Origin of the sequence: Marinimicrobium sp. C2-29 (genome assembly GCF_038419845.1) — a bacterium.
Classification (GTDB): domain Bacteria; phylum Pseudomonadota; class Gammaproteobacteria; order Pseudomonadales; family Cellvibrionaceae; genus Marinimicrobium.
In genome coordinates, this window is record NZ_JBCAQT010000002.1 from 178391 (window position 1) to 205036 (window position 26646).

Here is a 26646-nt window from a genome sequence, read left to right on the forward strand (position 1 = left end):
GATGTCAGGGTGAGCGGTTATGCCTCGGCTACAGACGTCCGCCGTCAATGACGAACTTCTGGCCGGTGATCATGCGCGCATCTTCGGAGGCCAGGAACAGGGTCAGGTTGGCCACATCTTCGGGCACAATCCGCTCTTTGAGGCAGACCTGGTCCATCCACCAGGCCTCGGCCTCGGGAGTGAGCCACTTGTTGAGCTGACGTTCGGTGATCACCCAGCCGGGCACGATGGCGTTGACCCGGATTTTGTCGGTGCCAAAATCCCGCGCCAGGGATTTGGTGAGCCCCAGCAGAGCCGCCTTGGCCGTGTTGTAGCTGGGCAGCTTGCTCGGGCCAAAGAGGGCATTGATGGAACTGAAGTTGATGATCACCCCACCGCCCTGGCGGGCCATGAACGGCTGCACCGTCTGGGCGGCAAAAAAAGCCGGGTGCAGGTTGACCGCCAGGCTGTTGTACCAGGCCTGTTCGGACAGATAGCGGGGGTCATAGCGCTGGTCGTTGGCGACGTTGTTGATCAGCACGGTGAAGTCACCGCAGGTATCGGCCAGCGTGCGAATAGCGAGCCTCAGGGCGTCGATGCGGGTCACATCGCAGGCCCGGAACTCCACCTGGGCGCCGAAGCGCTCCCGGACATCGGCGGCCAACTGGTTACCGGCCTCTTCGTTGATATCCACAAACCCGATGATGCTTCCCTGGGCGGCGAAGGCTTCCACCAGACAGGCGCCGATACCGGTCGCACCGCCGGTGATGAAAATCGAGCGTTGTTTGAGGCTCGCATAGCGGGTGTATTCTGTCATTTTAATGTGATTCCCGATCCACCTGGTCACCACTGGCGCCCCGCAGAAAATCCAGGTCTACCCCCTGATCGGCCTGCAGGACCGTGTCAATGTAGAGTTTAGCGTAGCCGCGCTGGTAGGCCGGCGCCAGCTGGCGTGCCTGCCACTGCTCAAGCCGACGGGCGAGCTCCTGCTCGCTGATATCCAATTGTAAAGTACGCTGGCGGCCGTTGAATTCGATCACGTCACCGTCCTGGACCACCGCCAAGGGTCCGCCGGCACTGGACTCCGGGGCGACATGCAGGATCACCGAGCCGAAGGCGGTGCCGCTCATCCGGGCATCGGAGATGCGCAACATGTCGCGCACGCCGCGTTCCAACAGCTTTTTCGGCAACGCCATATTGCCCACTTCGGGCATCCCCGGATAGCCCTTCGGCCCGCAGCCTTTGAGCACCAGCACGGAGTTTTCATCCACCTCCAGCGCCGGGTCGTCCACCCGGGCTTTGTAATCCTCGATATCTTCAAACACCACTGCCCGGCCGGAGTGTTCCAGCAGCTCGGGGCTGGCGGCACTGGGCTTGATGATAGCCCCGCGCGGACAGAGGTTGCCTTTCAATACCCAGACGCCCGAATGCTCGCTGACCGGATGACTCAACGGGCGGATGACCTCGTCATTATAACAAGCCGCCTTGTCGATCTGCTCCCCCAGGGTGGCCCCGGAAACCGTGGGCGCCTCGAGCGTCAGACGGTGAGCAATGCGCTTCATTACCGCCGGCAGGCCCCCGGCGTAATGGAAATCTTCCATCAGAAAACGCCCGGAGGGCATCAGATCCACCAGCAGGGGAATGTCCCGGCTGAGCCGATCAAAGTCCTCCAGCGTCAGATCCACCCCCACACGCCCGGCAATGGCCAGCAGGTGCACCACCGCATTGGTGGAGCCGCCGATGGCGGCATTGACGACAATGGCGTTCTCCAGCGCCGCCCGGGTGAGAATGTCCGAGGGGCGGATGTCTTCTTTGACCAGCTCGACAATGCGCCGGCCCGTCAGATGCGCCAGCGCCTGACGCCGGGCATCCACCGCCGGCAACGTCCCGTTCCAGGGCAGGCTCATGCCCATGGCTTCGGTCAGGCTGGAGACGGTGGAGGCGGTGCCCATGGTGTTGCACACGCCCCGGCTGCGGGACATGCCGCTCTCGGAGGCGATGAAATCATCGATGCTCATCTGCCCGGCGCGCACCGCTTCGGAGAACTTCCACACATCCGTGCCCGAGCCGATGTCCCGCCCCTGATATTTGCCATTGAGCATGGGCCCGGCGGAGACCACCATGGCCGGCAGATTGACGCTGGCGGCGCCCATGAGCTGAGCGGGCGTGGTTTTGTCGCAGCCGCCGAGCAGCACCACCCCGTCGATGGGGTTGCCGCGGATGGACTCTTCCACTTCCATCGCCAGCAGGTTGCGAAACAGCATGGCGGTCGGGCGCATTTGGGTTTCGCCCAGGCTCATGGCCGGAAACTCCAGCGGCAGGCCGCCGGCTTCCCAGACGCCGCGTTTGACGTAGTCGGCCAGCTCGCGCAGGTTGCCGTTGCAGGGCGTCAGCTCGGACCAGGTGTTGCACAGGCCGATCACCGGACGGCCGTCAAAGGCGTGGTCGGGCAGGCCCTGATTTTTCATCCAGGAGCGATGAATAAAACCGTCTCTATCGAGTTTTCCATAACTCCGGGTGCTGCGCCGGGGCGAGTCGGGTGGGGCCCCCCGGGGAGGCTTGGAATCAGACATAGATTGGGCTCTTGGTCACTCGTTCGGCCATTCGGGCGTTAAGGGGTGCGGCGCATTTCCAGGGAGGAGTTGATCAGGCTCAACGCCTCGTCCAGCAGGTCACACATGGTCTTGTTGGCCCGCTCACTGTCACCGGCGGCAATGGCCTCGTACACGGCCCGGTGGTCGCTCTCGCTGGCCACTTCCACCCCTTTGAGCTGGTTGGTGGAGGCGATGCTCACGCGCAGCGCCGTCTGAATGAAGCTGCGCAGCTGGATAAAAAACCGGTTCTCGCTCGCCAGCAGGATGGCGGTGTGAAAGGCGATATCCGCCTCCAGGGGGTCGTCATTGCCCCGCTCGGCCGCGTCCATCCGGGCCAGCGCCTGCTCAATGCCGGCGATGGCCTCCCGGTTCTGTTTGCGCGCCGCCAGCAGGGCCGCCTCGGGCTCGATACCATGGCGCAGTTCGGTAAATTCGCGCAACAGGTCCAGTGAGGGGCGACTGCTCAGGGTCCACTCGAGCACGTCTTCATCAAACATGTTCCAGCGGTTGTTGGGCTGCACCCGGATACCCTGACGTGGCCGCGACGATATCAGGCCCTTGGCGGTAAGCATCTTGACCGCCTCGCGAATCACGCTGCGGCTGATGTCGAACTGCTCGCACAATTCCGCCTCGGTGGGCAGAGGCTCATTCACGCCATACTGGCCCCGCACAATGGCGGCACCCAATTGATAGGTTACCTGATGGGTGAGGTTGCGGCCGCCCTCAAATCTGCTCATGGCTGACATTGCCTTGTTGCGCTGACGATTATGCGATTTATCATACCGTAAATGGGGCGCGGATTATGCCCCTTTTTTGGCACTCAATTTACGGCGCAGCTCGGTAATCACCGGGATCACCTCGGGCCTGATCTGCCGCCAGAGGTAAAAGGATTCGGCCGCCTGCCCCACCAACATGCCCAGTCCATCGGCGCGCTTTTCCGCGCCGTGGGCCTCGGCCCACTGCAAAAACACGGTCGGCTCGGCGCCGTACATCAGATCGTAGCAACAGGCGCCGGGGGCCAGCAGTGACTCCGGCAGCGGTGGCAGGTCGCCCCCGAGACTGGCCGAGGTGCCATTGATCACCAGATCAAACTGCTGTCCTTCGAGCGATTCGAACCCCGCCGGGGTAATCGCCCCCAGATCGGCAAAGCCCTTGGCCAGCTGTTCGGCCTTGTGCAGGGTCCGGTTGGCGATGGTGAGCGAGGCCGGTTTCTGCTCCATCAGCGGTGGCAGTATGCCGCGCACCGCGCCGCCGGCACCGAGTATCAGCACCCGTTTACCGGCCAGCTCCCAGCCCAGATTGTGCATGTCATTGACCATGCCGATGCCGTCGGTGTTGTCGCCCAGCACGGTGCCATCGGGCTCCAGCGCCAGGGTATTGACCGCACCGGCCCGGCGCGCACGGGGAGTCAGGCGCGCCGCGTAGCGATAGGCGTCGAGCTTGAACGGCACGGTCACATTGAGCCCTTTGCCCCCCTGGGCGAAGAAGGTCTCCGCCGCCGGTTCGAATTCGCCCTCGGGCACCTGCTGTTTGGTGTAGGCGATCGGTTCGCCGGTCTGCTCCGCGAAGTGGCGGTGAATATAGGGAGATTTGCTGTGGTTTATGGGGTTGCCGAACACGGCATAGGTGTCTGTCATAACATCGATCCAACTATTATTATTCGATCCGGCCTCATTCTATCCAGTCTCTGGGCTGCAGATAATGTTCGGTGAGCGCGGCCTCGGCGCTGCCGGGCTCGGGTTGCCAATCGTAGTCCCAGCGCACCAGCGGTGGCAGTGACATCAGGATGGACTCGGTGCGCCCCCCGGTCTGCAGTCCAAAGAGTGTTCCGCGATCATACACTAAATTGAATTCCACATAGCGACCCCGGCGGTAGAGCTGAAAATCGCGCTGCTGCTCAGTGTACGCCTCGCCCTTGCGCCGGGCCACGATCGGGCGGTAGGCGGGCACGTAGCTGTCGCCCACCGCCCGCATCAGAGCGAAGCTGCGCTCAAAGCCCAATTCGTTGAAGTCATCAAAGAAGAGCCCGCCGATGCCCCGGGGCTCGTCGCGGTGCTTGAGGTAAAAGTAATCATCGCACCATTTTTTGAAGAAGGGGTAGATGTTATCGCCAAAGGGGGCGCAGGCATCGCGCGCCGTGCGGTGCCAATGCCGGCAGTCCTCCTCGTTGCCGTAAAAGGGGGTCAGGTCATAGCCGCCGCCAAACCACCAGACCGGCTCGGCGTCCGGCTTTTCGGCAATAAAGAAGCGCACGTTGGCGTGACTGGTGGGAATGTTCGGGTTGTAGGGATGGATCACCAGGGACACCCCCATGGCCTCGAACGAGCGCCCCGCCAGCTCGGGCCGGTGCGCGGTGGCCGAGGCGGGCATCTGCGCGCCAAACACATGGGAGAAGTTGACGCCGCCCTTTTCGATCACGGCCCCCTCGGTCAGCACCCGCGAGCGGCCACCGCCGCCCTGCTCTCGTTCCCAGCTGTCTTCCCGGAACCGGCCGGTGCCGTCTTCGGCTTCCAGCTCGCGGCAGATGTGATCCTGAAGTCCGAGCAGGTAGTCTTTGACGGCCTGCTTGTCGTGGGCTGTATCAGTGGCCATGAAATCCGCCTCGCGGTCTGAACAAAAAGCCCATTGTACTCGCCGCGGCTTGCCGAGGCGAAATTCATGGCCAGAGTGATCCATCCTGGGTTATGGTCAGAATGATTCCCTGACCGGGTCACAACATCCAATACAACCCGTAGGGTGGGCTTTGCCCACCATCCGAGGTACAAATAACCGTCAAGGTGGGCGGAGCCCACCCTACACCGGAGGTTTGTCATGTCTCATTCCGCTTTCAACCGGCGCCGCTTCCTGCAGGGCCTGGGCGCCTCCACCGCCCTGCTCTCTTCCGGCTGGTCGCCCCACCTGCTCGGCAAGCCTTCGCGCAAGCTCGGCGTCGCCCTGGTCGGGCTGGGCAATTACAGCTCGACCCAGTTGGCGCCCGGATTGCAATTGACCCAACACTGCGAACTGCGCGGAATCGTCACCGGCAGCCCCGGAAAAATCCCGGAGTGGCAGGAAAAATACGGCATCAAGGACGCCAACGTCTACAACTACGAGAACATGCATACCATCGCCGACAACCCGGATATCGACGTCATCTATGTGGTCACGCCCACCAGCCTGCACATGAAGTACTCGGTGATTGGCGCCAACGCCGGCAAACACGTCTGGTGTGAAAAGCCCATGGCCATGACCGAAGAGGAGTGTCAGACAATTATCGACGCCTGCCGCAAAAACAAGGTCAAGTTGAGCATCGGCTACCGGATGCAGCACGAGCCCAATACCCGGACGGTGATGCAGTTTGCCAAAGAACGCCCCTACGGCGCGATCGAGCGGGTCGAGGCGGTCGCGGCCTATTCAGGCGGGGAAAATCGCTCGCCAGACAACTGGCGGATGCGCGCCGAGATGGGCGGCGGCGCCATGTACGACATGGGCGTGTATCCTCTGAACGGCTCGCGCTATGCGGTGGGCCGGGAGCCGGTGGCGGTATCGGGCCGCCATGAAGTGACCCATCCCGAGGTGTTTACCGAGGTGGACTCCACCACCCATTTCACCCTGGAGTTTCCCGAGGGCGCAGTGGCCGAATGTATGACCAGCTTCGTCAAATCGGGCAACAGACTGGAAGTGACCTGCGCGGAGGGCTCCTACTTTCTCAAACCCATGTCCAACTACACCGGAGTACAGGGCGAAACCAGCGACGGGCGCAAGCTGGACAAGGAAATCGCCGATCAGCAGGCGCGGCAGATGGACAACGACGCTCTGGCGATTCTGCAGGACAAGCCGGTGATCGTGCCCGGCGAGGAAGGCCTGCGCGACATCCGTATTGTCCAGGCGATTTTCAGATCCGCCCGCGAGGATGGCAAGCGGATTGAGTTGTAGCGATTAGGTGAACGGGTTGGGTGACCGCGGGTGCGGCCTTTGGCCATACCCGCCGTCACCCAACTTTTACGGCAATTCTCGCAACTTGATGTTGCGAAACCACACCGGGTCGTCGTGATCCTGGAGAACAACATGCCCCTCCGGGGTCGCCGCAAAAGCCTCCCAGTCGGCAAACTTGCTCTCGGCGATCATAGTCTCCCATTCGGGTGTACCCATCTCGGTTTCCACAACTTTAAAACCATTGAGCCAGTGTTCAATACGTCCGTCGTCGACCACCAGACGGGTGCGGTTCCACTCACCCGCCGGATTGACGGTGACCGGCTCGGCGGCAATCAGGTCGTACAGATCGGCGGCCCGATGGGTATAGATTTCACTGTCCGGGTGACCGATGTTGTCCAGCAGTTGATACTCGGGGCCACTCATGTAGGGCGCCTCCAACTCCGGGGATTCATCCACGCTGTAGATGATGCCGCTATTGCCGTTGCGCGCCAGCTTCCACTCCAGGTAGAGCTCGAAACTCGTCAGCGGCGCGTCGGTGATCACCAGATCCCCGCCGGGACGACCATCGTTGGCCTGCATATGCAGAGTGCCACCCTCTACCACCCAGCGCTCACCAAGGGTGTCAGCATTGTAATTGCGCAGCCCATTCAGGGTTTCACCATCAAAGAGCCGTTTCCAGCCTTCGGCCTGTTCGGCATCGGTCAGTTGATTGTGCTGGGGTTGACGCCCCTCAAGCTCCACCGGTTGGTCTTCGGGAAGGGCATTGAGGGTGTACCAGGCTTCGGTGGTCCACAGGCTGTTGTCAGTCTCACTGACAAAGGGCCTTGCGATGCGGAAATACACCACATGGTCGGGCTTGAGCCCGCCGAGCCTGAAGCTCACCCGCTTGCGGTCCTCCGATAGGGCAAAGCCCTCCACCGGCAACTCGGTGACGTTCTTTTTCGGACCGCCGTACTCAGCGGTGGGCTCGTAATACCACTGAAGAATCTCAAAATCTTCAGGGCCAATGTTCTGGCCCGCCTTCACCGGCTCGGTAAACTCAATCACAAAGCCGTCGGAGCGGGCGCTGACGCTGAGCATTTCAAAAGCGGTCTCGCCGTTGTAGACCAGACGCTCCAGCCCGTACCACTGTTTTTCACCATCGGCCCAGTTGCCCGGATTACCGACGCCACCGACGATCAACGCACCGTCTGAGGCCCAGTCGAGACGGTTGACCCCGGCTTCCAGCCCCTGGATGAAACGGAACACCGCCCCCTGCAAACGTCCGTTCACCCGCTCGGCGTAGACGCGCTTGATACCGCCGTGGGTCACTTCACCGTGAATCATCTGATTCTGATAGGGACCGACGTTCAGAGGCGCCGGCTCACTGGGGGAATTGCCGATTTCGTCCTGGGGCAGCCAGACCACCGGTTTGGTTTCGGTCAGATCGGCGGTGCCTTCGAAGTCCACCGAGCGCGAGCCGTACCAGGCCCCCGGCGTCAGTTCGACAATCTTACTGGATGGCAGCCAGTCGCCCTGGTTGTCGGCAATAAACAGCTCGCCATCCACACCAAAGCCAATGCCGTTCGGGGTGCGCAGCCCGTGGGCAATAAACTCGACCTCCCCGTCGCTTTTACGGATTTTGATGGCCTTGCCACGATCCGGCGCCTGAGGGTCGGCGCTGGCTCCACCGGCCAGAATCGCGGTGGCCAGGGTGCCGTAGAAGTAACCGTCTTTGTATTCCAGGCCGAAAGCGAACTCGTGGAAGTTGTCGGTCACTGACCAGTCGGCGGACACCGTGTGGTAGACATCGATGATCTCATCGCCATTCACATCTTCCAGGCGGGTCAGTTCCTGCTTTTGCAGAACGTAGATATCGCCGTCCACGACCTTCACGCCGAGCGGTTCGGCCAGGCCCCGGGCGATACGTTTGACGCTGGCCTGTTCCGGGCCCTGATCGTAGTCGCTGACGATGTAGACCGAGCCTTCCGGGTCCCAGGTGGTGATGACCATCCGGCCATCGGGCAGAAAATCAATGCCGCCGACCATGGGTTCAAACTCATCCGGGCGGGCCTGAAATCGATCGAATGCCGGGTGCACACCGGCGACTTTGGTCTGGTCGCCGGGAATGGTTTTGACCCGCTCCGGATCGGTAATCACCGGTACCACCTCCCGGCGATCCGCCGCCTGAATCTGCAACATCTTTGCCGGAATGATTTCAAACTCGCCGGTTTCGGGATTGCGCCACTGCATCGACAGGGTCGCACCACCGTGGCTCTGGAAGTGGATTAACTCCAGAGCGTGCAGGCCCGGCTCCAGGCTTACACTGGCATCTTCCGGCTCGGGGCCATGGAAACCCCAGCTGTCGATCAGCCGTTTTTCGTTCAGGTACACCACCGCGCCATCATCACTGATCAGGCGCAACTCGGTCTCCAATGCCTCATCGATCTTCAGGTGGGTCTTTACCTGCAAAGCGAAGCGTAGATCCAGCGGTTTGAAAGAAGCCTTATCCGGGAAGTGAATGCGCGAGACCCGGGCCACTTCGGACGGGGCGCTGCCGCGCAGGCTCTCAATATTGGGTTGATCGCCACTGAAGTGGTGGCGGTACACCAGCGCTCCCTCACCACTGGCATCGGCGGGGGTTTCAGCCACCAGCTCCAGTGTGTCGGTGGACGGCTGATCAAGATTCCAACGGGTCTCTCCCTCCGTCTCTTCCTGCAGGGAGAAGATGTAGTCGACCATCTGCTCAGCATCTTCCTGGCTGAGGTCCGGGTGCGGACTCATGGGTACTTCACCCCAATTGCCAGCGCCCCCGAGAATGATCTTCTCGGCCAGCATCGCCCGGTTTTCCTGGGTATTGTCATAGCGTTCGGCAATGGACTGGTAGGAGGGGCCAACGGTCTTGATTTCAGGGTTATGGCAAGCGGCACAGTCACTGCCCTCGACCAACGTCTGGCCGGGGTGGTCGCCCTCACCTGCCTCGTCGGGGCGCTCGACACGGGTCGGGTCAATGAAGGTACGCTGCACTTGAGTCACGCCGTTTTTCAGCCGCAGAGTCTGGCTGCCCTTCCACTCCCCGCTGCCGACCAGTGTCTGATCGGCCGACTCTGCCAACCCGGTCAGGGTCAGGTCCAGCCCTGTGGGCAGACCATTGACGGCAAACTCCCGAGAAATGATCAGCCTGCCTTCTTCCAGCCGGGCGCTGGGCTTTTCCCACACGGTGGCACTCCAGTCCTCACCCTCGATGTCATAGCGAAGGACCGGTTGATCGCCGGAGTAACGATGGCCACCATAGCGCACACTGGCACCTTCGGTCTGCCACCGTGCGTCCTGGGTCAGGTACAGAGCCCCTTCCGAGACCGGCTGTGGTCCGTGGCGGGTGTCAAACACGGCGCCGGTAAAGTGGACCGTGCCCTGCCAGGCCTGGTGCAAGTGGCCGGTTTCGACATCGTACGCCAGCTTGATGTCGTCGGGCTGGCTCAGGGTCAGCATGCGGGCGCGGTTGTCGAGGGTGGAGCGAAAGGCGATCATTTCGCCAGTAAGGGTCGCCGGATTGGCGGCCTGGAATTCGGGAGCCGGTTCGGTTTTCTGGCAGCCTTGGGCCAGCAACAGGCTGCTCAGGGCGCTAGCCAGCAGGCCGGTGCGGTAAAAGGTGAAAGGACGATTCATGGGACGCTCCGATTATTTTATTCGATCGATCAGCGACGCCTGAGAAAGCGGGCCGAGTTCGGGGAAAGACGCCGAAAATACCACACTACACCTTTTGCAATCGATTGAATACGTATGCAAGAAGCTTCGCCAAGAAAGTCCGGCGTTTGGCCCCTACAGGGGCTCCAGACACGCCGTGAACCCATGACCGCAATTGACCGGCGAATCGCCGGTTAGCGGATAATGTCGCCCGTAAGCAAGTCTCGAATGTCGGATGGCTGTGTCCGGTGACCCACCTGACCCGGCGTAATATCGTCCAGACGGTTCCGAAAATACCGGTGGACCTGAAGCGCGGTACGTGCGGGAGCACCACCGGCCGGGTTGGCGGAGGTCGAGACAATGGGCCCACCGAAGGCGAGACTGAGCCCCGCCGCCACCGGATGATCGGTCACCCGCAGGGCCACCGACTCGAAGCGGCCGGAGATCCAGCCTGGCACCAGCCCGGCGGTGGGCACCAACCAGGTCACCGGTCCGGGCCAGGTCTCGCGCAGTTGTTGCTGCAATCCCTTGTCCAGGCGGTCAATCAGGGGGGCAAACTGCTCAATACGGGCGGCCACCAGAATCAGCCCCTTCTCCCAGGGGCGCTGCTTGAGCGCAAGCAGGCGCGCCACCGCCCTCGGGTTGTCGGGGTCGCACCCCAATCCCCAGACGGCCTCGGTGGGATAAGCGATCACGCCGCCCGCCTGCATAAGCTGAGCGGCGCGTTGAATGCGGGGGTTGCGGGACCAGTCCATTCTTACCTCTCTTGAGGGACTCACTTGGAGACGCGAATCTAACCCAGCCAAGGGATGAACTCAACCAGAACCAGACGCTACCCGAACAAACCCCGACGCGGTTTCACTCACCACCCCCTTCAACTGCAACCCGACCAGGTGGGCGGACAGTGTTCCCACGTCCAGGTTGCTGTGCTGAGCCAGACTGTCGAGATCCTGAGGGTCGTAGCCGAGTGCCTTGACCACGGCACGCTCCTCGTCATTCAGGCCCGGCAATTCTGACGCAGCCGATTCATCGGCAAACAACTCGCCCTGATATCCCAGATACCCGCCCAGCTGCTCGACGATATCGCGAGCGGTTTCCACCAGGGTGGCGCCTTCGCGAATCAGGCGGTGGCAGCCCCGCGCCAGGGGGTTGTGAATGGAGCCGGGGATGGCGAATACCTCGCGGTTCTGTTGCAGGGCAAAGCGCGCCGTGATGAGGGAGCCGCTTTTCAGGGCCGCTTCCACAACCAGGGTTCCCCCGCAGAGGCCGCTGATGATGCGGTTGCGCTGGGGGAAGTGGGAGGCCTGGGGGCCGAGCCCAAGAGGGAATTCCGAAATCAGGGCGCCGCCCTGGGCCAGCATCTGATCGGCCAGGCGCCGGTGCCGGGCCGGGTACACCCGGTCGATGCCGGTGCCCATCACCCCGAGCGTCACGCCCTCGGCGTCCAGGGCTCCGGCGTGGGCGAAGCCGTCGACGCCCAGCGCCAGACCGCTGGTGATCGCAAAGCCGCGCGCGGCGAGAAAGGCGGAGAACTGCCGGGCATTGTCGCGTCCGCCAGTGGAGGGGTTGCGGCTGCCGACCACGGCCAGCTGGGGCAGACTCAGGGCGGTCAGGTCACCGCGCACATACAGTAGGGGCGGCGCCCGCCGGATTTCCTTGAGCAGGGGCGGATAGGCGTCTTCTTCCAGCGCCAACAATTGTACGTCCGGGTGCTGCGCCAGCCAGTCCCGATCGCGCTGGACCTGTTCCCCGAGGGCGCTCCTGGAGAGGTGATCCTGATAGTCGGCCAGGGCCTCGCGCGCTTCGGCCTCGAGCCAGGGGGCCAGGTCCGGGGCGGATTGCTCCAGCACCCGCTGGGCGGAGCCGAAGTGCTCCACCAGTCGGGCTCGGGCGGAGGCGCCGGCACGGGGCAGTCGTTGGAGTACAAGGTGGGCGTGGTGGGTTGCGTCCATGTCGGTTCCTCTTTCATCCTGAAAGCGCGGCTCCCGAAGGAGTCGCCGGTGTTCCAATGTAACTTGTTGCGCGTCAGGGGTTGAGCAGTTTGTCGTTGACCGCCAGGGGGCGCTCGGCTTCAAGCACCAGCGCCAGGCTCATTTTCTCGAAGGTGCGGAAAATCATCACCAGGCCGGCGCGCTCGTCCGGGAGGGTCACCCGCTCGCCGGTGACCGGGTCGCGGGTGGTTTCGCCGCGCTTGTGCACCGCCAGGACATTGCCGACCAGCAGGCCTTCGCGCTCACCCCGGTTGACCATCACCACATCCATCTTGCCCACCTGGGACACGCCGCCCTCAACGGCCATGATCAGGGCGTTGATCTCGTCATCCGGGGCGCTGGGGTAAAAGTTGGGATCGATCGAGCGCTCTTCGCTGGGCAGAAGACGATCGCCCATGCGTACCTCTTCCATCGAGCGGGTGACCTTGACGCGGGCCACATCGCCCTCTTCGGTCCCCAGACGCACGGCGCCGATGTTCTTGGCGTGGGTGCCCAGGTATTCACCGGTTTCCGGGTCGCGGAACCGCTCTTCTTTGCGGTAGACGCCGTAGTTGCGGAAGTCTCCTTCAAAGTCGCCGCGAGCGTAGGCTCTGTCGCCGGCACCAACGATCAGGCGCTCCTCCGGGCCCGCCAGCATGTAGGGGGCCGACTCCAGCTGCTCTTCGGTGACCACGCGGCTGCGGGACAGGAAGGTGTTGACCCGATCCAGGGGGATGGTGCTGATGGCATCATCCTTGGGCAGTACCCGGACGCTGGGATCCAGGTCGGTGACGCCGGGTGCCATTTTGACCGGGCGATCCCGGGTCAGACGGGGCTTGCCATCGACGTACACCAGGTAAATCACATCGCCGGGGTAGATCAGGTGGGGGTTCTCGATCTGCTCATTGACGTGCCAGATTTCGGGCCAGAGCCAGGGCGTGTTGAGAAAGGTATTGGAGATGTCCCAGAGGGTGTCGCCCTTCTGGACGGTGTATTCTTCCGGGTGATCACTGCGGAAAGACGCATCCTGGGCCCAGCTGACCAACGCCAGCATCGGTGCCAGCAGGAGCGCGAGCATCAACTTTTTCATAGAAACCGATCCTGTATTGTTAGGCCCGGAAGTGCTTAACCGGTTATAATCCCAAAGCAGCGCCGGAGGTTATTATTCTGCCTCCGGCAAACGTTAGCGCGATAGTTGAAGCATAGCAAGTAAACACTGTGCGATCATCATGTTAGCAGCGCTTTTTATTTCTTTACTAGAAGTTTGTCACAAAGATTATGGCGAAACTCGATATTCTGGAATTTCCCGATCCGCGTCTGCGCACGGTGGCCAAACCCGTGGCTCAGGTCGACGAACGCATCCGCCAGCTGGTGGATGACATGTTCGAGACCATGTACGCCGCTCCCGGCGTCGGCCTGGCCGCTACCCAGGTCAATGTGCACGAACGCGTGGTGGTGATCGACGTGAGCGAAGACCAGAGCCAGCCGATGGTGTTCATCAACCCGGAGGTGACGGTGCTGGACGAGGAGACCCTGCGCGAGTACGACGAGGGCTGCCTGTCCGTACCCGGTTTCTATGAAACCGTGAAACGCCCGGAAAAAGTCCGGGTGGATGCCATCGGGCGAGATGGCCAGCCGTTCAGCCTGGAGCCGGATGGGCTGCTGGCGGTGTGCATTCAGCACGAGCTGGATCACCTCAACGGCAAGCTGTTCGTGGACTACATCTCGCCGGTCAAGCGCCAGCGCATCCGCAAAAAGCTGGAAAAAGAACACCGCCTGCGGGCCTGATCTGCAGGCCCCGACAACCGACTCCGATACGCCATGCCTGAAACCAGTCATCGCGGCGGCCTGCGCCTTGTGTTCGCGGGCACGCCCGACTTTGCCGCCCATCACCTGCGCGCGCTGCTCGCCAGCGAGCATCAGTTAGTGGGCGTTTACACACAGCCCGACCGCCCGGCCGGGCGCGGCAAGAAGCTCCACGCCAGCCCCGTCAAGGAGCTGGCTCTGGCCGAGGGGCTGCCGGTGTATCAGCCCGCCAGCCTGAAGGCCCCGGAAGCCCGGGCCGAGCTGGCCGCGCTGGAGGCCGATATTCTGGTGGTGGTGGCCTACGGCCTGCTGCTGCCCAAGGCCATTCTGGAGACGCCGCGCCTGGGCTGCATCAATGTGCACGCCTCGCTGCTGCCGCGCTGGCGCGGAGCCGCGCCCATTCAGCGGGCTATTGAAGCCGGCGACCGCGAATCCGGTGTGACCATCATGCAGATGGACGAAGGCCTGGATACCGGCGCCATGCTGGTCAAGGCGACCTGCCCGATCGAGCCCACCGATACCGCGGGTGATCTGCACGACCGGCTGGCGACACTGGGCGGGCCGGCCCTGCGAGAGGCGCTGACGCAATTGGCTGAGGGCCGGGCTCAGCCCGAGACACAAGATGAGCGCGACAGCTGCTATGCGCCCAAGATCACCAAAGCCGAAGCCGCATTGGACTGGCACCAGTCCAACGAGGCCCTGGAACGAAAAGTGCGCGCCTTCAACCCCTTTCCGATTGCGCATTTCAAGCGCGCCGGTAGCGGCGACCCCATCCGCGTCTGGTCGGCTACCGCTGTGGCGGAGGACGCCTCCGAACCCCCCGGTACCGTGTGCAATCTGGACAAACACGGACTGACGGTCGCCTGCGGCCGGGGTCAGCTGCAGATTCACACCCTGCAACTGCCCGGCAAGCGCGCCATGACGGTGGAAGAGCTGCTGCGCGGCCGACCGGACCTGTTTCAGGTCGGAGAATCGCTGGAGACCGACACGTGAAAGTCCGTACCGCCGCCGCCCGCCTGCTGGCCGACCTGCTGCGCCAGAAAGGCTCGCTTTCAAGCCTGATGCCGACCTACCAGGAAAAGGTCCCGGAGCGGGACCGCCCGCTGCTGCAGGAGCTGTGCTACGGCTCGCTGCGCTGGTACCCGCGCCTGGACGCCTACCTGAGCAAGCTGCTGGACAAGCCACTGAAGGCCAAAGACGGCGATATTCAGGCGCTGCTGCTGCTTGGTCTGTACCAACTGACCCACACCCGCATTCCCGATCACGCCGCCATTGGCGCCACGGTCGAGTGCGCCCGGGAGCTGAAAAAGCCCTGGGCGACACGCCTGCTCAACGGTGTGCTGCGCCGCTTCCAGCGCGAGCGCGAGAGTCTGGATGCCCAACTCGCCAACCGCACAGAGTTTGTAAGCGCTCACCCTCACTGGCTACTGCAGCGCCTGAAAAAAGCCTGGCCCGAGCAGGTGGACGCCATCGTCAACGCCAACAACGGCCACCCGCCGCTGACCCTGCGCCTGAATCCGGCCCATCAGAGCCGGGAGGCGTATCTGGCGCGGCTGGCCGAGCTGGAGATCGACGCCCAACCCTGCGCCTTCAGTCCGGTGGGCATTACATTGCATACCCCCTGCGATGTACGTCAATTGCCACTGTTTGCCGAGGGGGGCGTGAGTGTGCAGGACGAAGCCGCCCAACTGAGCGCGCCCCTGCTGAACCTCGCCCCGGGACAGCGGGTACTGGACGCCTGCAGCGCCCCGGGCGGCAAGACCGGCCATATACTGGAAGCCGAACCGCAACTGACCGAGGTGGTGGCGCTGGACAGCGAAGCGCGGCGCCTGGAGCGGGTGCGGGAAAACCTCGCCCGACTGGGCCGCGAGGCCACCGTGATCTGTGGCGATGCCGGCCAAACTGCAGACTGGTGGGACGGCACTCCCTTTGACCGCATTCTGCTGGATGCACCCTGCTCGGCCACCGGCATCATCCGCCGACAACCGGACATCAAGCTGCTGCGCAACCCGGCGGAAATCACCAAGCTGGCACAGCTGCAGGGCCGCCTGCTGGACGCGCTCTGGCCGCTATTGGCCCCGGGAGGCCAGCTGCTGTACGCCACCTGCTCGGTCATGCCCGAGGAGAACACCGAGGTCGTCGCCGCCTTTGTCGGGCGCCAGAGCGACGCGCGCTGCCCGGCGCTGGAGGCCGACTGGGGTCTGGGGCAGCCCTGCGGGCGTCAGCTTCTTCCCGCCGAGACGGGTCACGACGGCTTTTATTACGCCCGTTTGACCAAGGAAATGGGGTAAACGGGGCAATTTGGCGAGAAATGTCGCCTTAATTGAGGCAAACTACACGCTTTGACGCATATCAGAGGCCATGTGAACAACAATGCCGACAGCTAGCCTATGAAAATCATCATTCTCGGGGCCGGACAGGTAGGCGGCAGCCTGGCGGAACACCTCGCCAGCGAAGCCAATGACATTACCGTGATCGACACCAACGAGGTGCGCCTGCGCGAGCTGCGCGACCGGATCGACATCGGGGTGGTCACCGGTGAGGGTTCCCACCCGGACATCCTGGTACAGGGCGGTATTGAAGATGCCGACCTGCTGGTGGCGGTCACCAGCAATGACGAAATCAACATGGTGGCCTGCCAGATCGCCCATAGCCTGTTCCGCACACCCACCAAAATTGCCCGGGTGCGCTCCAACGCCTACCTGACCTACGACAAGCTGTTCACCGAGAGCGCCATCCCCATCGACGTGCTGATCAGCCCGGAACAGCTGGTATCGGACTACATCTCCCGCCTGATCGATCAGCCCGGCGCCCTGCAGGTGCTGGACTTTGCCGAGGGCAAGGCCCAGCTGGTGGCGGTCAAGGCCTACCACGGCGGGCCGCTGGTGGGCCAGGAGCTGCGTTTTCTGCGCAAGCACATGCCCAATGTCGATACCCGGGTCGCGGCCATCTACCGGCGCAATCGCGCCATCATGCCCACCGGGTCGACCCTGATCGAAGCCGATGACGAGGTCTTTTTCATTGCCGCCAAGGCCGATATCCGCGCGGTCATGAGCGAACTGCGCCGACTGGAAACCGCCTACAAGCGCATCATGATCGCCGGCGGCGGCAATATCGGCCTGCGGCTGGCAAAAAAACTGGAAGGCCGCTACAACGTGCGCGTCATCGAGCAGAACAAGCTGCGCTGCAAGGGTCTGTCGGAGCAGCTTGAACGCAGTATCGTGCTCCAGGGCAACGCCTCGGACCAGGATCTGCTCCTGGATGAAAACATTGAAGACACGGATGTGTTCCTGGCGCTGACCAACGACGACGAGGCCAATATCATGTCCTCAATGCTCGCCAAGCGTCTGGGTGCGCGCAAGGTGATGGCGCTGATCAACAACCCGGCCTATGTGGACCTGGTGCAGGGGGGCGAGATCGACATCGCCATCTCGCCCCAGACCACCACCATCGGCAGCCTGCTCACTCATGTGCGCCGGGGCGACATGGTCAATGTGCACTCGCTGCGCCGGGGCGCCGCCGAGGCCATCGAGCTCATTGCCCACGGCGACAGCCAATCGTCCAAGGTCGTAGGTCGGGCCCTGGAAGACATCGATCTGCCCGAAGGCGCCAATATCGGGGCGATTGTGCGCGAAGGCGAAGACGGCAGCGAGGTGTTGATTGCCCACGACCACCTGGTGGTCGAGCCGGGGGACCATGTGATCGTGTTCCTGCTGCAGAAACAACATATTCGAGACCTGGAAAAGCTGTTCCAGGTGGGTTTCACTTTCTTCTAAACCGGGACGTCTATGCAATTTGCCACCATTGCGCGGGTACTCGGTGTGCTGTTGATGATCTTCAGCCTGACGCTGTTGGTGCCCATCAGCGTCTCCGTGTGGTTTCAAGACCATAACCACCTGACGTTTTTGCTCGGCTTTGTCATCACGTTTTTCTCGGGCGTGGCCTTCTGGTTCCCGGCGCGCGGGCGCAAGGCCGAACTGCGCACCCGCGACGGCTTTCTGATTACCGCGCTCTTCTGGTTCGTACTCGGGTTGTTTGGCGCCCTGCCCCTGTATTTTTCCGTGGGTTCGGACCTGTCGGTCACCGATGCCATTTTCGAATCGCTCTCGGGCCTGACCACCACCGGGGCTACGGTGATCAGCGGGCTGGATAACTTGCCTCCCTCGCTGCTTTACTACCGTCACCAACTACAGTGGCTGGGCGGAATCGGTATTATTGTGATCGCCGTGGCGATTCTGCCCCTGCTGGGCATCGGCGGCATGCAGCTGTATCGGGCCGAAGCGCCGGGGCCGGTGAAGGACAACAAGCTCACCCCGCGTATTACCGAAACCGCCAAAGCGCTGTTTCTGATTTACGTGATGTTTACCATCACCTGTTTTGTCGCCTACAAACTCGCCGGGATGACCTGGTTTGAAGCGCTGGGCCACAGTTTTTCCACGGTCGCCAACGGCGGCTTCTCCAGCTACGACGCCAGCCTGCGCCACTTTGACAGCCCGGCCATACTGCTGATCTGCACCGTGTTCATGTTGATTGCCGGCGCCAACTTTGCCCTGCATTTTGTCGCCTGGCGGGAAAAGAGCCTGCTGCACTACCTCAAGGACGCCGAGTTCCGGTTTTATTTTGGCTGGATTATTGTCGGTACCATCATCACCGTCGGATACCTCTACTTCAGTCATACCCTGTCCATGCAGGACAGCTTTGTGCTGGGTTTCTACAACCTGGCATCGACTCTGACCACCGCCGGGTTCGCCTCGGACTTCAACAACTGGCCCTCATTTCTACCCTACATGCTGTTCATTCTGGCCTTTCTCGGCGGCTGCGCCAGCTCCACCGGCGGCGGCATGAAGATGATCCGGGTGCTGCTGCTCTACAAGCAGGGCGTGCGTGAAATCAACCGCCTGATTCACCCCAACGCGATCATTCCCATCAAGATCAGGAAAGTCACCGTGCCCGACCGGGTGATTGAAGCGGTGTGGGGTTTTTTCGCCATGTATGTGGTGATGTATATCGCGATGTTTTTAATGCTGTTGATGACCGGACTGGATCTGGAGACGTCTTTCTCCGCCGTGGGCGCCTGCATTACCAACCTGGGCCCGGGAATGGGCGATGTCGCCAGCAACTATGGCGCCATCAGTAATCCGGCAAAATGGATTCTGACCTTCGCCATGCTGCTGGGGCGCCTGGAAGTGTTCACACTGTTGGTGCTGTTCAGCCCCATGTTCTGGCGCCGCTGAGTCCAGCGACGCCTCCCACCGCTACCGCGAAGCACTCGGCAACCGTCTACAGACAATCCGTGATCACGCCGGCTCCCGCATTGGCGGCGACGTGAGCACGCACATCGGCCAGCGGAACCAGCGCGTACTCATAAGGCGGATTGTAGGTGACGGTGGACTCCGGATTGGGGCCGGCGGTGACATCACTTCCCGAGGCGGCGACCCATTCGATGTTTTCAAACAGGTTGTCTCCCAGATCCCAGTAGCCGATCTCCGAGCTGTAGTAAGAGCCGATCGGGTTCTTGGAATCTTCAAACACATTGCCATCAATTTTTATCGTGGCGCCCATGCGGGAATTGATACCGGTGCTGATCACGCCCTCGTAGTGGTTGTTGAAGATATGGCCTTCACCGAAGCGGAACAGCGGCAGCCGGGAGTTGGCATTCAACCAGTGATTGCCGTGAAAGGTGATTTTGCGGTGTGCGTTGTCGGAATCGCTGCTGCCCCAGAGGGAGGTCTTCCAGCTGTCCCGCAGAATGTTGTAGGAAATCGTGACATTATCCACGTCCCTCTTTCCGCTGACCAACTCATCGTAGAAGTCCTTGTCAGTATTCAGATCATTGTAGAACTCGTTGTGGTCGATCCAGATGTTGTTGGCCGGGCCCTCAATGGAAATATGATCTTTATCGCCAATGGCCACATAGCGCATGGTCAGATTGCGGATAATGACGTTGTTGGCTCGCCAGATTTTGATGCCGATACCGTCGAACAGCGCATTGTTACCGACCCCGATGATAGACACATCGTTCATGTCTTTGATATCAAATTTTTGAACCGACGAGTTGTCCGGTGTGATGGTGCCATCGACAAAAATGGTCAGCGGTGAGCTGCCTTTATTGCTCAGAGCTGCCGACAATTCACTACCGGTACTGACCGTGATCTCGTCACCGCCCTGACCGCCGGTGGTACCGCTGCCCATTGCCGCAAAGCCCTGCACGGTATTGGCCTGCTCGCAGGACAGCGCTTCGCCGGATAAGTCCTCCGAACTGGACGAGCTGCTGGAAGCGCTCTCGGAAGACGACTCGGACGAAAGGCTGCTTTCTGAACTCGCTTGGGAACTCTCTTGAGAACTTTCTGAGGAGCTTTCTGAAGAGCTTTCAGAGGAGCTGTCGGATGAACTTTCAGAGGCATTATCGGAAGAGCTGGAGGAGTCGGGCTGGGTATTGGGGTTGTCATCGCTTGATCCGCCGCAGGCAGAGAGCATCAACGTCGCGATCAGAACCGTCATTGTATTCAGTGTTTTCATTTTTATTACTCTCACAAAAAACCCCGCCATACATAGTGTGGATAACACGTACAGCGGGGTTCCGGTTGTAGCGGGTGGTAATGCCCACCCGAGTCATTGTTGTGGTGGCTTACTCGGCTTCGTAGCCTGAAATATCACCCAGGGTTTCCGGCAGTGACCCTTTCAGGTCGCTCGGCAGGTAGGCGGCTTCATTGGTCCAGACCACCCAGTCGATCGTGCTCTTGTAGGGGTGGCCACCGCCATCACCGATGCGCACGAAGTTGTCGCCATCGCTGCTGGCCGCCCGCATTTCCACATCGAGCAGGCTGATCAGGGGCTCGTCGTTGCCGTCGCCAAAGATACGGACGTTGCCACGCTCTGCGCTGGTCATGGTAACGCTGACCTGGTAGACGCGATAGGCGACCATATCCATGCCATCCCCGTAATTGTCGGGAGATGCTCCGGCATTCGCGTCTTCAAGCTGGATGCCTCGGTGCCCGTCCTGATTGCGCAGCAGGGTTTTCAGACGGCTGCCCGGTTGGCCTTCATCGGCAAACGCGGTTTCGATTTCCAGCAGGCGCACATCTTCGTCGTAACCGGAAACGCCGGCCAGAACCGTCAGGTGTTTCGGATAGCCTTCCCCGACCACACCGCGATAGGTGGCATGATGGGTCAGGTTGGGGTTGGAAGCGGTGTTGAATTCCACCTCACCAGCACTGCCCAGGGAGAAGAAGTCAACCTGTGTTTCTCCACCCAGTTCGAAGCTGGCGGTTGTGTCGTCCTCCAGAACAATGGAGTTATCCGCATCCGGCAATACATTGCCATTGTAGGAGTTCCAGGCGGCCGGTGGCTCTTTCGGATCGGTATCAAACGTCGGCGCTTCATTGTCTCCCGCGACGGGCAGATCAAGACAGTCGTCCAGTGCCGCCGGGCCGGCATACTGGGTCACGTAATCCTTGACCTGGGACGCGGGCATGATCTGGTAGACATAGGGTGGAATATACTGGGTGGTTGACTCATCTTCGGCCCCCAGACATTCTGAGCCGCCTTCTATACAGGTGCCGCTCGAGGAGCTGTCTATAAAGAGGTTGTCTTCCACATCCCAGAAACCGACTTCGTCGCTGAACTGGGAAACTATCGGGTTACTGACGTTTTCGAACACGTTGCCGTCGATGCGCATCTCGGCGCCCATACGGGAGTTGATCGCAGAACCATCACCATCCTGATAATAGTTGTTGAACACATGACCCTCCCCGTAGCGGAACAGCGGCATACGGGAGTTGTTGTTGTGCCAGTGGTTGTGATGGAAGGTAATGGTGCGACCGACATCTTCGGCCGAGCTGTCAGAGGAACCCCACAGCGAGGTTTTCCAGCTGTCGTGCAAATAGTTGTAGGAGATGGTGACGTTGTGAACGGCACTGCGCCCGCTCACCAGCTCGTCGTAGTAGTTCTTGTCGAGCTCACAACCGGCGCTTTCGCCCAGATCCGCGCAGGTCGCCCCTTCCGGAGCGGTGCGGCTGTTGTACAGTTCGTTGTGGTCAATCCAGATATTGCTTACGGCGCCGCTGCGACCGTCCAGGCTGATCAGGTCCCCCGGGCTGTGCGATTGGGGTACCAGACGCAATTCCAGGTTGCGGATGATGACATTGCTCGCCCCGTCGCTGACGCTGATCCCCACGCCTTCAAATCCGGCATTGTCGCTGCGACCAATCAGGGTAACGTCGTCCCGGCGAATACTGACGGCCGAATTATTGGAGTTATCCCAGGTAATCAGGTCGTCGACATAGAGAGTCAGGGGCTTGTCCGCGTATTCGCTGTTTTCCAGAGCACTCTGTATCTGGGTCCCGGTCACTACACCGACTTCATAGTGGCCGGCGCCGACATCGGCACCGCCGGTAATGCCATCGCCCATGGTGGCAAACCCTTGGGGTTCATTGAGACGCTCACACGAGGCCCACTCACCGTCGTATTCGGTCGGGCCGCCGTCGCCGTTGCCATTGCCGTTGCCATTACCGTTTCCGTTGCCATTGCCATTGCCATTGCCATTGGCGGGCGGATCGTCAGTGTTGTTGTCACCGCCGGAGGAGGAGCCTCCACCACAGGCGGCCAGTGTGATGCTGACCAGTGCGGCCAGAGCTAGCTGATTGATTTTCATGGTTGATTACTCTCACTTCGTTACAGCGTTTTGGGTGTTGTAGTAGTTATTGGTGATCTTGGCCGGCAATCGGTGGTTGTGGTGCAGAAGGTCCTTATCGGAACGCCAGAAAGGTCCTTATTGGCCCCACAAAGGTAAGGGCTGAAGGCCGACACTATTGGAATGTTTTTGTCATGATCCTCGGCACCTCAAACGTAGAGGTTCCCTAGATTCTGGAACTGTTTTGGTGGGAGGTCAAGGCCTAATCAAGGCCTTTGTCAGCCCTCAATGAGCGAATGTAACCGACCTCACACGGCGATTGTGGGGCATGGAACCCGACCTTTGCGGGAAAGCGTCAGACTCAGTGTAACCGGTTACTCTGAATTGTCCCAGCGGGATGGGCTGAACTCGTCATTCCGGACCTCAAGTGTCAGGGTTCCCGTCCAACCACTGTCAATCAGGTCGCGATAGACCTGGACCACATCGCTGAGATTTAATAAGGCGCCACCATCACTCGGTTACGCCCTTCATTTTTGGCCCGGTAGAGAGCCTGATCGGCCCGGATAAAGGCGTCGATATAGGACTCTCCTTCCTGCATTTCACAGACCCCGAAACTGGCCGTGAGGGTGACATTCGTGTTCAGGCCCAGGGGTTCGACGGCAATCACTTCACGGATTTTATCCGCGAGGATCAGCGCGTGGTCGGCATCGGTTTCCGGGCACAGGAGCACAAACTCCTCCCCACCCCAGCGGCAGAGTATGTCCTGCCCACGCGTGTGCTGATCCAACAGCTCGACCACATGCTTCAGCACCCGGTCGCCCACATCGTGCCCGTGGCGATCATTAAACTCCTTGAAATGATCAATATCCATGACCACCAACGACAGGGGCCGGCTGGTTTCGCGATAGAGAGCCTCGGCCAGATTCTGTTCAAAGCCGTAACGATTATAGGCACCCGTCAATGGATCCCGCACCGACAGCTTCTTGTATTTGTCGGTCTCCTGCTTCAGCTCCGAATGGCTTCTGGCCAGTTGGTGCAACCGTTTGCGATGCTGAGCGGTAGCCCGATTCAGAGTCACGATCCGGTGGGAGGCCCAGACAAACAGGCCAGTCAGCCAGAGCAGCAGAATCCCCAGGTACCATTGTTCCGCCGAGACCCAGTCGCCCACGAACTCGATCCGCTCGATGCTTACATCGTAGTCACCGGGCGGCAGCGATTCGCGGTAGTCGATGCCCAGAACAATGATATTGCTGAAGGCGGGCCGCATCAGTTCCCGGGGCAGGTCCCGCTCGGCCACCCACCAGTCAGCCAGGGTAAATTCATCAAAGCCGATGGTCAGCTCTTCGGCCAGCTCCTCTGTGCGGATATCGAACTTGCTGAACTGGGGACTGTTGTCGTCGTCCGGGTTGGAGTAGCGGTGGTCATAATGACGCAGGAATATCCGCAGTCTCTTGTCATGGTTGTGCGCCTCGAGCTTCACGCGCACGGAGTGATAGCCCGTCAGATCCAGGCCGTCGCGATTATTATAGGAAAAGAGCACATTGATGCCACAATAGGTGAAGGTGCCCTCTGGCTCTATGTGACAGCGCCAGACATGCCCTTCCCTGCCCGGCCTGAGCGCCCATTGGGAATGACTCGGGCCACCTTCCAACTGATCGGAATACAGCGCATAGAAGGGCACCCCCTCCTCCGTAATGGGCACGACGGGCAGGCGCTTTTCAGGCAGATAGGGGTGCGCAACCAGAGCAAGTAGCGTCAGCACGATGGCGGCGAGCAGCCCGATCAGAGGTGTGTTTGTGCGCATGGGCGAGTCTAGACTTAGTGTTGTTTTAAGCGCCATTCTAGCAAAATTCACCCTTGCCCGCTGCCATTGATACCGAAAACTGGGACCCTGTTCAGATTTTTACGCTATGACTTCTTATTCCTTATAACTATATGAGTAGAATTAGTGGCACACCAGCCCCTCGATGAATCCGGTTGCAGCCCCTACCGGGGCTCGCTACACTTCGGGCTTACCCACAATCGACAATAATTGAGGTATTCATGGACAAGATTCAACTAGGTCGCCGCCAGCTGCTCAAGCGGGCGCTACAACTCTCGGCGGCCGCCACGGCTGCTACCGCCTTCCCCGGTTGCGCGCTGCTCGGTGGCGGAGAACCCTACCGTCTATCGCTCGCCCAGTGGTCGCTGCACCGCCGATTCTTCGGCGGCGATGCCGACCCCAGGGAGTTTGCCCAGATCGCCCGGCGCGAGTTCGACATCGACGGCATCGAGTACGTCAACCAGTTCTATAAAGAGACCCTGTCCGACCGCCTGATTGCCGACCTGCGCAACCGCGCCGCCGGCGAAGGCGTGCAGAGCCTGCTGATCATGGTGGATGGCGAAGGCGCACTCGGTGCGCCCGACGAGAAAGCCCGGGAGCAGACGGTGGACAACCACAAGAAGTGGGCCGATGCTGCCCACCAGCTCGGCTGCCACTCCATCCGGGTCAACGCCCAGAGCGAGGGTAGCTACGATGAGCAGAAGCAGCGGGCCGCCGATGGCCTGGTGAAATTGGCCGAGTACTGCGAACCCCTCGGGCTGAACGTGCTGGTGGAGAACCATGGGGGCCTGTCGTCCAACGCCCGCTGGTTGAGCCAGGTCATGGAAACCGCCAAACATCCGCGAGTGGGAACCCTGCCCGATTTCGGCAACTTTGTGATCGACCGGGAGACCGGTGAGGAATACAACCGCTATCGAGGTGTACGTGAGCTCATGCCCTACGCCAAAGCCGTGAGCGCCAAAAGCTACGCGTTCAATGAACAGGGGCAGGAAACTACCATCAATTTCCAGCGAATGATGGACATTGTCTTGGCCGTGGGTTACAGCGGCTGGGTCGGTGTCGAGTACGAGGGCGACAAGCACTCGGAGGCCGAGGGTATCCGCTTGACCCGGGATCTCTTGCTGGATATCAAAGCAACCGTGTAGCGAAACCATTGCGTTAACCCCAAAAAACCCCGGGCGGCGAAGCCCGGGTTTTTTTGGTTCAGCGATGGGCTCATTCATTATTCCACCGGGTACACCTTCGAATTGGGAGGATCGACGTAATCAGGAATGGCTTCACAATCACCGAACTCGACGGGCTCACTCTGATAGTCGATCACCAGGTCATTGATAATGGCATAACCACCACTACTGACTCGCAATTGCAGGAACGATGACTGAGAACCCACGGGCCTGTCATCCCCATCAAGCGAGGGAATGACAGCGATCGTGTCACCCGCCGGCTCTCCATCATTGCCCAACATGTAAGCATTACCGGGAACCTCGACAACGACCCGGTGACCCGCCTGAAAGGTTCCAATTTCTTCACGCAGGAGCACAGACGCCGTGCCCCATAGCGAGTCCGCCTCACGCCCGTCACTGTTGTTGTCGACGTACAGCTCCAGGTTACTGAAACCTTTGCCCCAGGGGCCATTGTCATTGATACAGAAAGACACACGATAGGGCTGACTCAGATCCAGCTCGCCCCAGCTCTCCAGTTCGGCGTCGCCCCTCTCGACCCGGTCGCTGGTGTCGCTCTTGCGGTCATTGGCATTTTCATCGGTCAGGTCGGACAGCGTCTGACCGATGCTCATCCGGGCGCCGTCAATCAAGGCCAGATGACCTCCGCTCAGTTTCCAGCTTTGGGAGAACTCTGGATCGACATGACCTGTCAATTCACCGGTTTCGGGGTCTTCTTCCCAGAAACAGCAGGTCGGATAATAGAACGACGGATGGGGGTCCACCAGTTCGATTTCATTGCCATCGGCATCGACGATGATATTGACAGCGGGAGTATTGAGCGCTTTGTAATCGGCACTGAAGAAGCCTTCCGTATCCACGGCACTGAAGTCTTCCTGCAGCGGTAAGGTCGCGTTTCGAATCTCGATCTGAGAGCCGACTTCGGTCGGATCGTCCGGCGGAGCATCGTTGCCGTTCCCATTCACACTCCCGTTACCGTTGCTGCCGTTACTACCACCGCAGGCAAAGAGAGAGCCGCCCAGCATGACGGGTGCCAGTACATTGAGTCTCATCGTGGTTTACCTCCTGGTTTTCCCTGGCG

The 26646-nt window shown here is 60.8% G+C and carries 20 protein-coding genes; 7 read left to right on the forward strand and 13 right to left on the reverse strand.

Annotated elements, in window-relative coordinates; genetic code table 11:
* Positions 1-28 precede the first annotated feature (28 nt).
* From AAE484_RS02750 to hemF, 5 genes are all read right to left on the reverse strand, one after another.
* Entirely contained in the window at positions 29-796 is a 768-nt protein-coding gene (locus AAE484_RS02750) for an SDR family NAD(P)-dependent oxidoreductase (RefSeq protein ID WP_341936800.1), read from the reverse strand.
* A gap of 1 nt (position 797) precedes the next feature.
* The gene (locus tag AAE484_RS02755) at positions 798-2552 is read right to left on the reverse strand and encodes an IlvD/Edd family dehydratase (RefSeq protein WP_341936801.1); all 1755 of its coding nucleotides are present in this window, start codon (positions 2550-2552) and stop codon (positions 798-800) included.
* 38 nt (positions 2553-2590) lie between these two features.
* The gene (locus AAE484_RS02760) at positions 2591-3310 is read right to left on the reverse strand and encodes a FadR/GntR family transcriptional regulator (RefSeq protein WP_341936802.1); all 720 of its coding nucleotides are present in this window, start codon (positions 3308-3310) and stop codon (positions 2591-2593) included.
* A 63-nt stretch (positions 3311-3373) separates the two neighbouring features.
* Positions 3374-4210 carry a shikimate dehydrogenase gene (aroE, locus tag AAE484_RS02765; protein ID WP_341936803.1) on the reverse strand — a complete coding sequence of 279 codons (837 nt, stop codon included), beginning with the start codon at positions 4208-4210 and terminating at the stop codon, positions 3374-3376.
* A 34-nt stretch (positions 4211-4244) separates the two neighbouring features.
* A complete protein-coding gene (hemF, locus tag AAE484_RS02770; RefSeq protein ID WP_341936804.1) occupies positions 4245-5165 on the reverse strand; it encodes an oxygen-dependent coproporphyrinogen oxidase in 921 nt (306 codons plus the stop codon).
* A gap of 219 nt (positions 5166-5384) precedes the next feature.
* On the opposite strand from hemF, the gene AAE484_RS02775 reads away from it, so the two are divergent.
* On the forward strand, positions 5385-6488 hold the full coding sequence (locus tag AAE484_RS02775; protein WP_341936805.1) for a Gfo/Idh/MocA family protein: 1104 nt from the start codon (positions 5385-5387) through the stop codon (positions 6486-6488).
* A gap of 66 nt (positions 6489-6554) precedes the next feature.
* Here AAE484_RS02775 and AAE484_RS02780 read toward each other — a convergent pair whose 3' ends face one another.
* The 4 genes from AAE484_RS02780 to AAE484_RS02795 all read right to left on the reverse strand — a co-directional run bounded on the left by AAE484_RS02780 (position 6555) and on the right by AAE484_RS02795 (position 13214).
* Complete coding sequence (locus tag AAE484_RS02780) at positions 6555-10136, reverse strand: family 16 glycoside hydrolase (RefSeq protein ID WP_341936806.1); 3582 nt, start codon at positions 10134-10136, stop codon at positions 6555-6557.
* Positions 10137-10348: 212 nt separating this feature from the next.
* The gene (locus tag AAE484_RS02785; protein WP_341936807.1) at positions 10349-10909 is read right to left on the reverse strand and encodes a Sua5/YciO/YrdC/YwlC family protein; all 561 of its coding nucleotides are present in this window, start codon (positions 10907-10909) and stop codon (positions 10349-10351) included.
* 60 nt (positions 10910-10969) lie between these two features.
* Positions 10970-12106 (reverse strand): DNA-processing protein DprA, encoded by a 1137-nt coding sequence (gene dprA, locus AAE484_RS02790; RefSeq protein ID WP_341936808.1) that lies wholly within the window; start codon positions 12104-12106, stop codon positions 10970-10972.
* 73 nt (positions 12107-12179) lie between these two features.
* Positions 12180-13214, reverse strand: coding sequence for a LysM peptidoglycan-binding domain-containing protein (locus AAE484_RS02795; protein ID WP_341936809.1), 1035 nt, complete (start codon positions 13212-13214; stop codon positions 12180-12182).
* A gap of 188 nt (positions 13215-13402) precedes the next feature.
* On the opposite strand from AAE484_RS02795, the gene def reads away from it, so the two are divergent.
* The 5 genes from def (at position 13403) to AAE484_RS02820 (ending at position 19164) form a co-directional block, all read left to right on the forward strand.
* Complete coding sequence (def, locus tag AAE484_RS02800; protein WP_341936810.1) at positions 13403-13912, forward strand: peptide deformylase; 510 nt, start codon at positions 13403-13405, stop codon at positions 13910-13912.
* A gap of 33 nt (positions 13913-13945) precedes the next feature.
* A complete protein-coding gene (gene fmt / locus AAE484_RS02805; RefSeq protein WP_341936811.1) occupies positions 13946-14923 on the forward strand; it encodes a methionyl-tRNA formyltransferase in 978 nt (325 codons plus the stop codon).
* Positions 14920-16221: a 16S rRNA (cytosine(967)-C(5))-methyltransferase RsmB gene (gene rsmB, locus AAE484_RS02810; protein ID WP_341936812.1), complete on the forward strand. Its 1302-nt coding sequence runs from the start codon at positions 14920-14922 to the stop codon at positions 16219-16221. Before fmt ends, rsmB begins: the two co-directional genes overlap by 4 nt.
* Before the next feature lie 99 nt (positions 16222-16320).
* Positions 16321-17706 (forward strand): Trk system potassium transporter TrkA, encoded by a 1386-nt coding sequence (gene trkA, locus AAE484_RS02815; RefSeq protein ID WP_341936813.1) that lies wholly within the window; start codon positions 16321-16323, stop codon positions 17704-17706.
* A gap of 12 nt (positions 17707-17718) precedes the next feature.
* On the forward strand, positions 17719-19164 hold the full coding sequence (locus tag AAE484_RS02820; protein ID WP_341936814.1) for a TrkH family potassium uptake protein: 1446 nt from the start codon (positions 17719-17721) through the stop codon (positions 19162-19164).
* Positions 19165-19210: 46 nt separating this feature from the next.
* On the opposite strand, the gene AAE484_RS02825 is transcribed toward AAE484_RS02820, so the two are convergent.
* The 3 genes from AAE484_RS02825 to AAE484_RS02835 form a co-directional block, all read right to left on the reverse strand.
* A complete protein-coding gene (locus AAE484_RS02825) occupies positions 19211-20449 on the reverse strand; it encodes a pectate lyase family protein (protein ID WP_341936815.1) in 1239 nt (412 codons plus the stop codon).
* Between the two features lie 109 nt (positions 20450-20558).
* Complete coding sequence (locus tag AAE484_RS02830; RefSeq protein WP_341936816.1) at positions 20559-22583, reverse strand: pectate lyase family protein; 2025 nt, start codon at positions 22581-22583, stop codon at positions 20559-20561.
* Between the two features lie 472 nt (positions 22584-23055).
* On the reverse strand, positions 23056-24366 hold the full coding sequence (locus AAE484_RS02835) for a GGDEF domain-containing protein (protein ID WP_341936817.1): 1311 nt from the start codon (positions 24364-24366) through the stop codon (positions 23056-23058).
* Between the two features lie 239 nt (positions 24367-24605).
* Here AAE484_RS02835 and AAE484_RS02840 point away from each other — a divergent pair, with 239 nt between their 5' ends.
* A complete protein-coding gene (locus tag AAE484_RS02840; protein ID WP_341936818.1) occupies positions 24606-25529 on the forward strand; it encodes a sugar phosphate isomerase/epimerase family protein in 924 nt (307 codons plus the stop codon).
* 77 nt (positions 25530-25606) lie between these two features.
* On the opposite strand, the gene AAE484_RS02845 is transcribed toward AAE484_RS02840, so the two are convergent.
* Complete coding sequence (locus AAE484_RS02845; RefSeq protein ID WP_341936819.1) at positions 25607-26617, reverse strand: hypothetical protein; 1011 nt, start codon at positions 26615-26617, stop codon at positions 25607-25609.
* Positions 26618-26646: the final 29 nt, after the last annotated feature.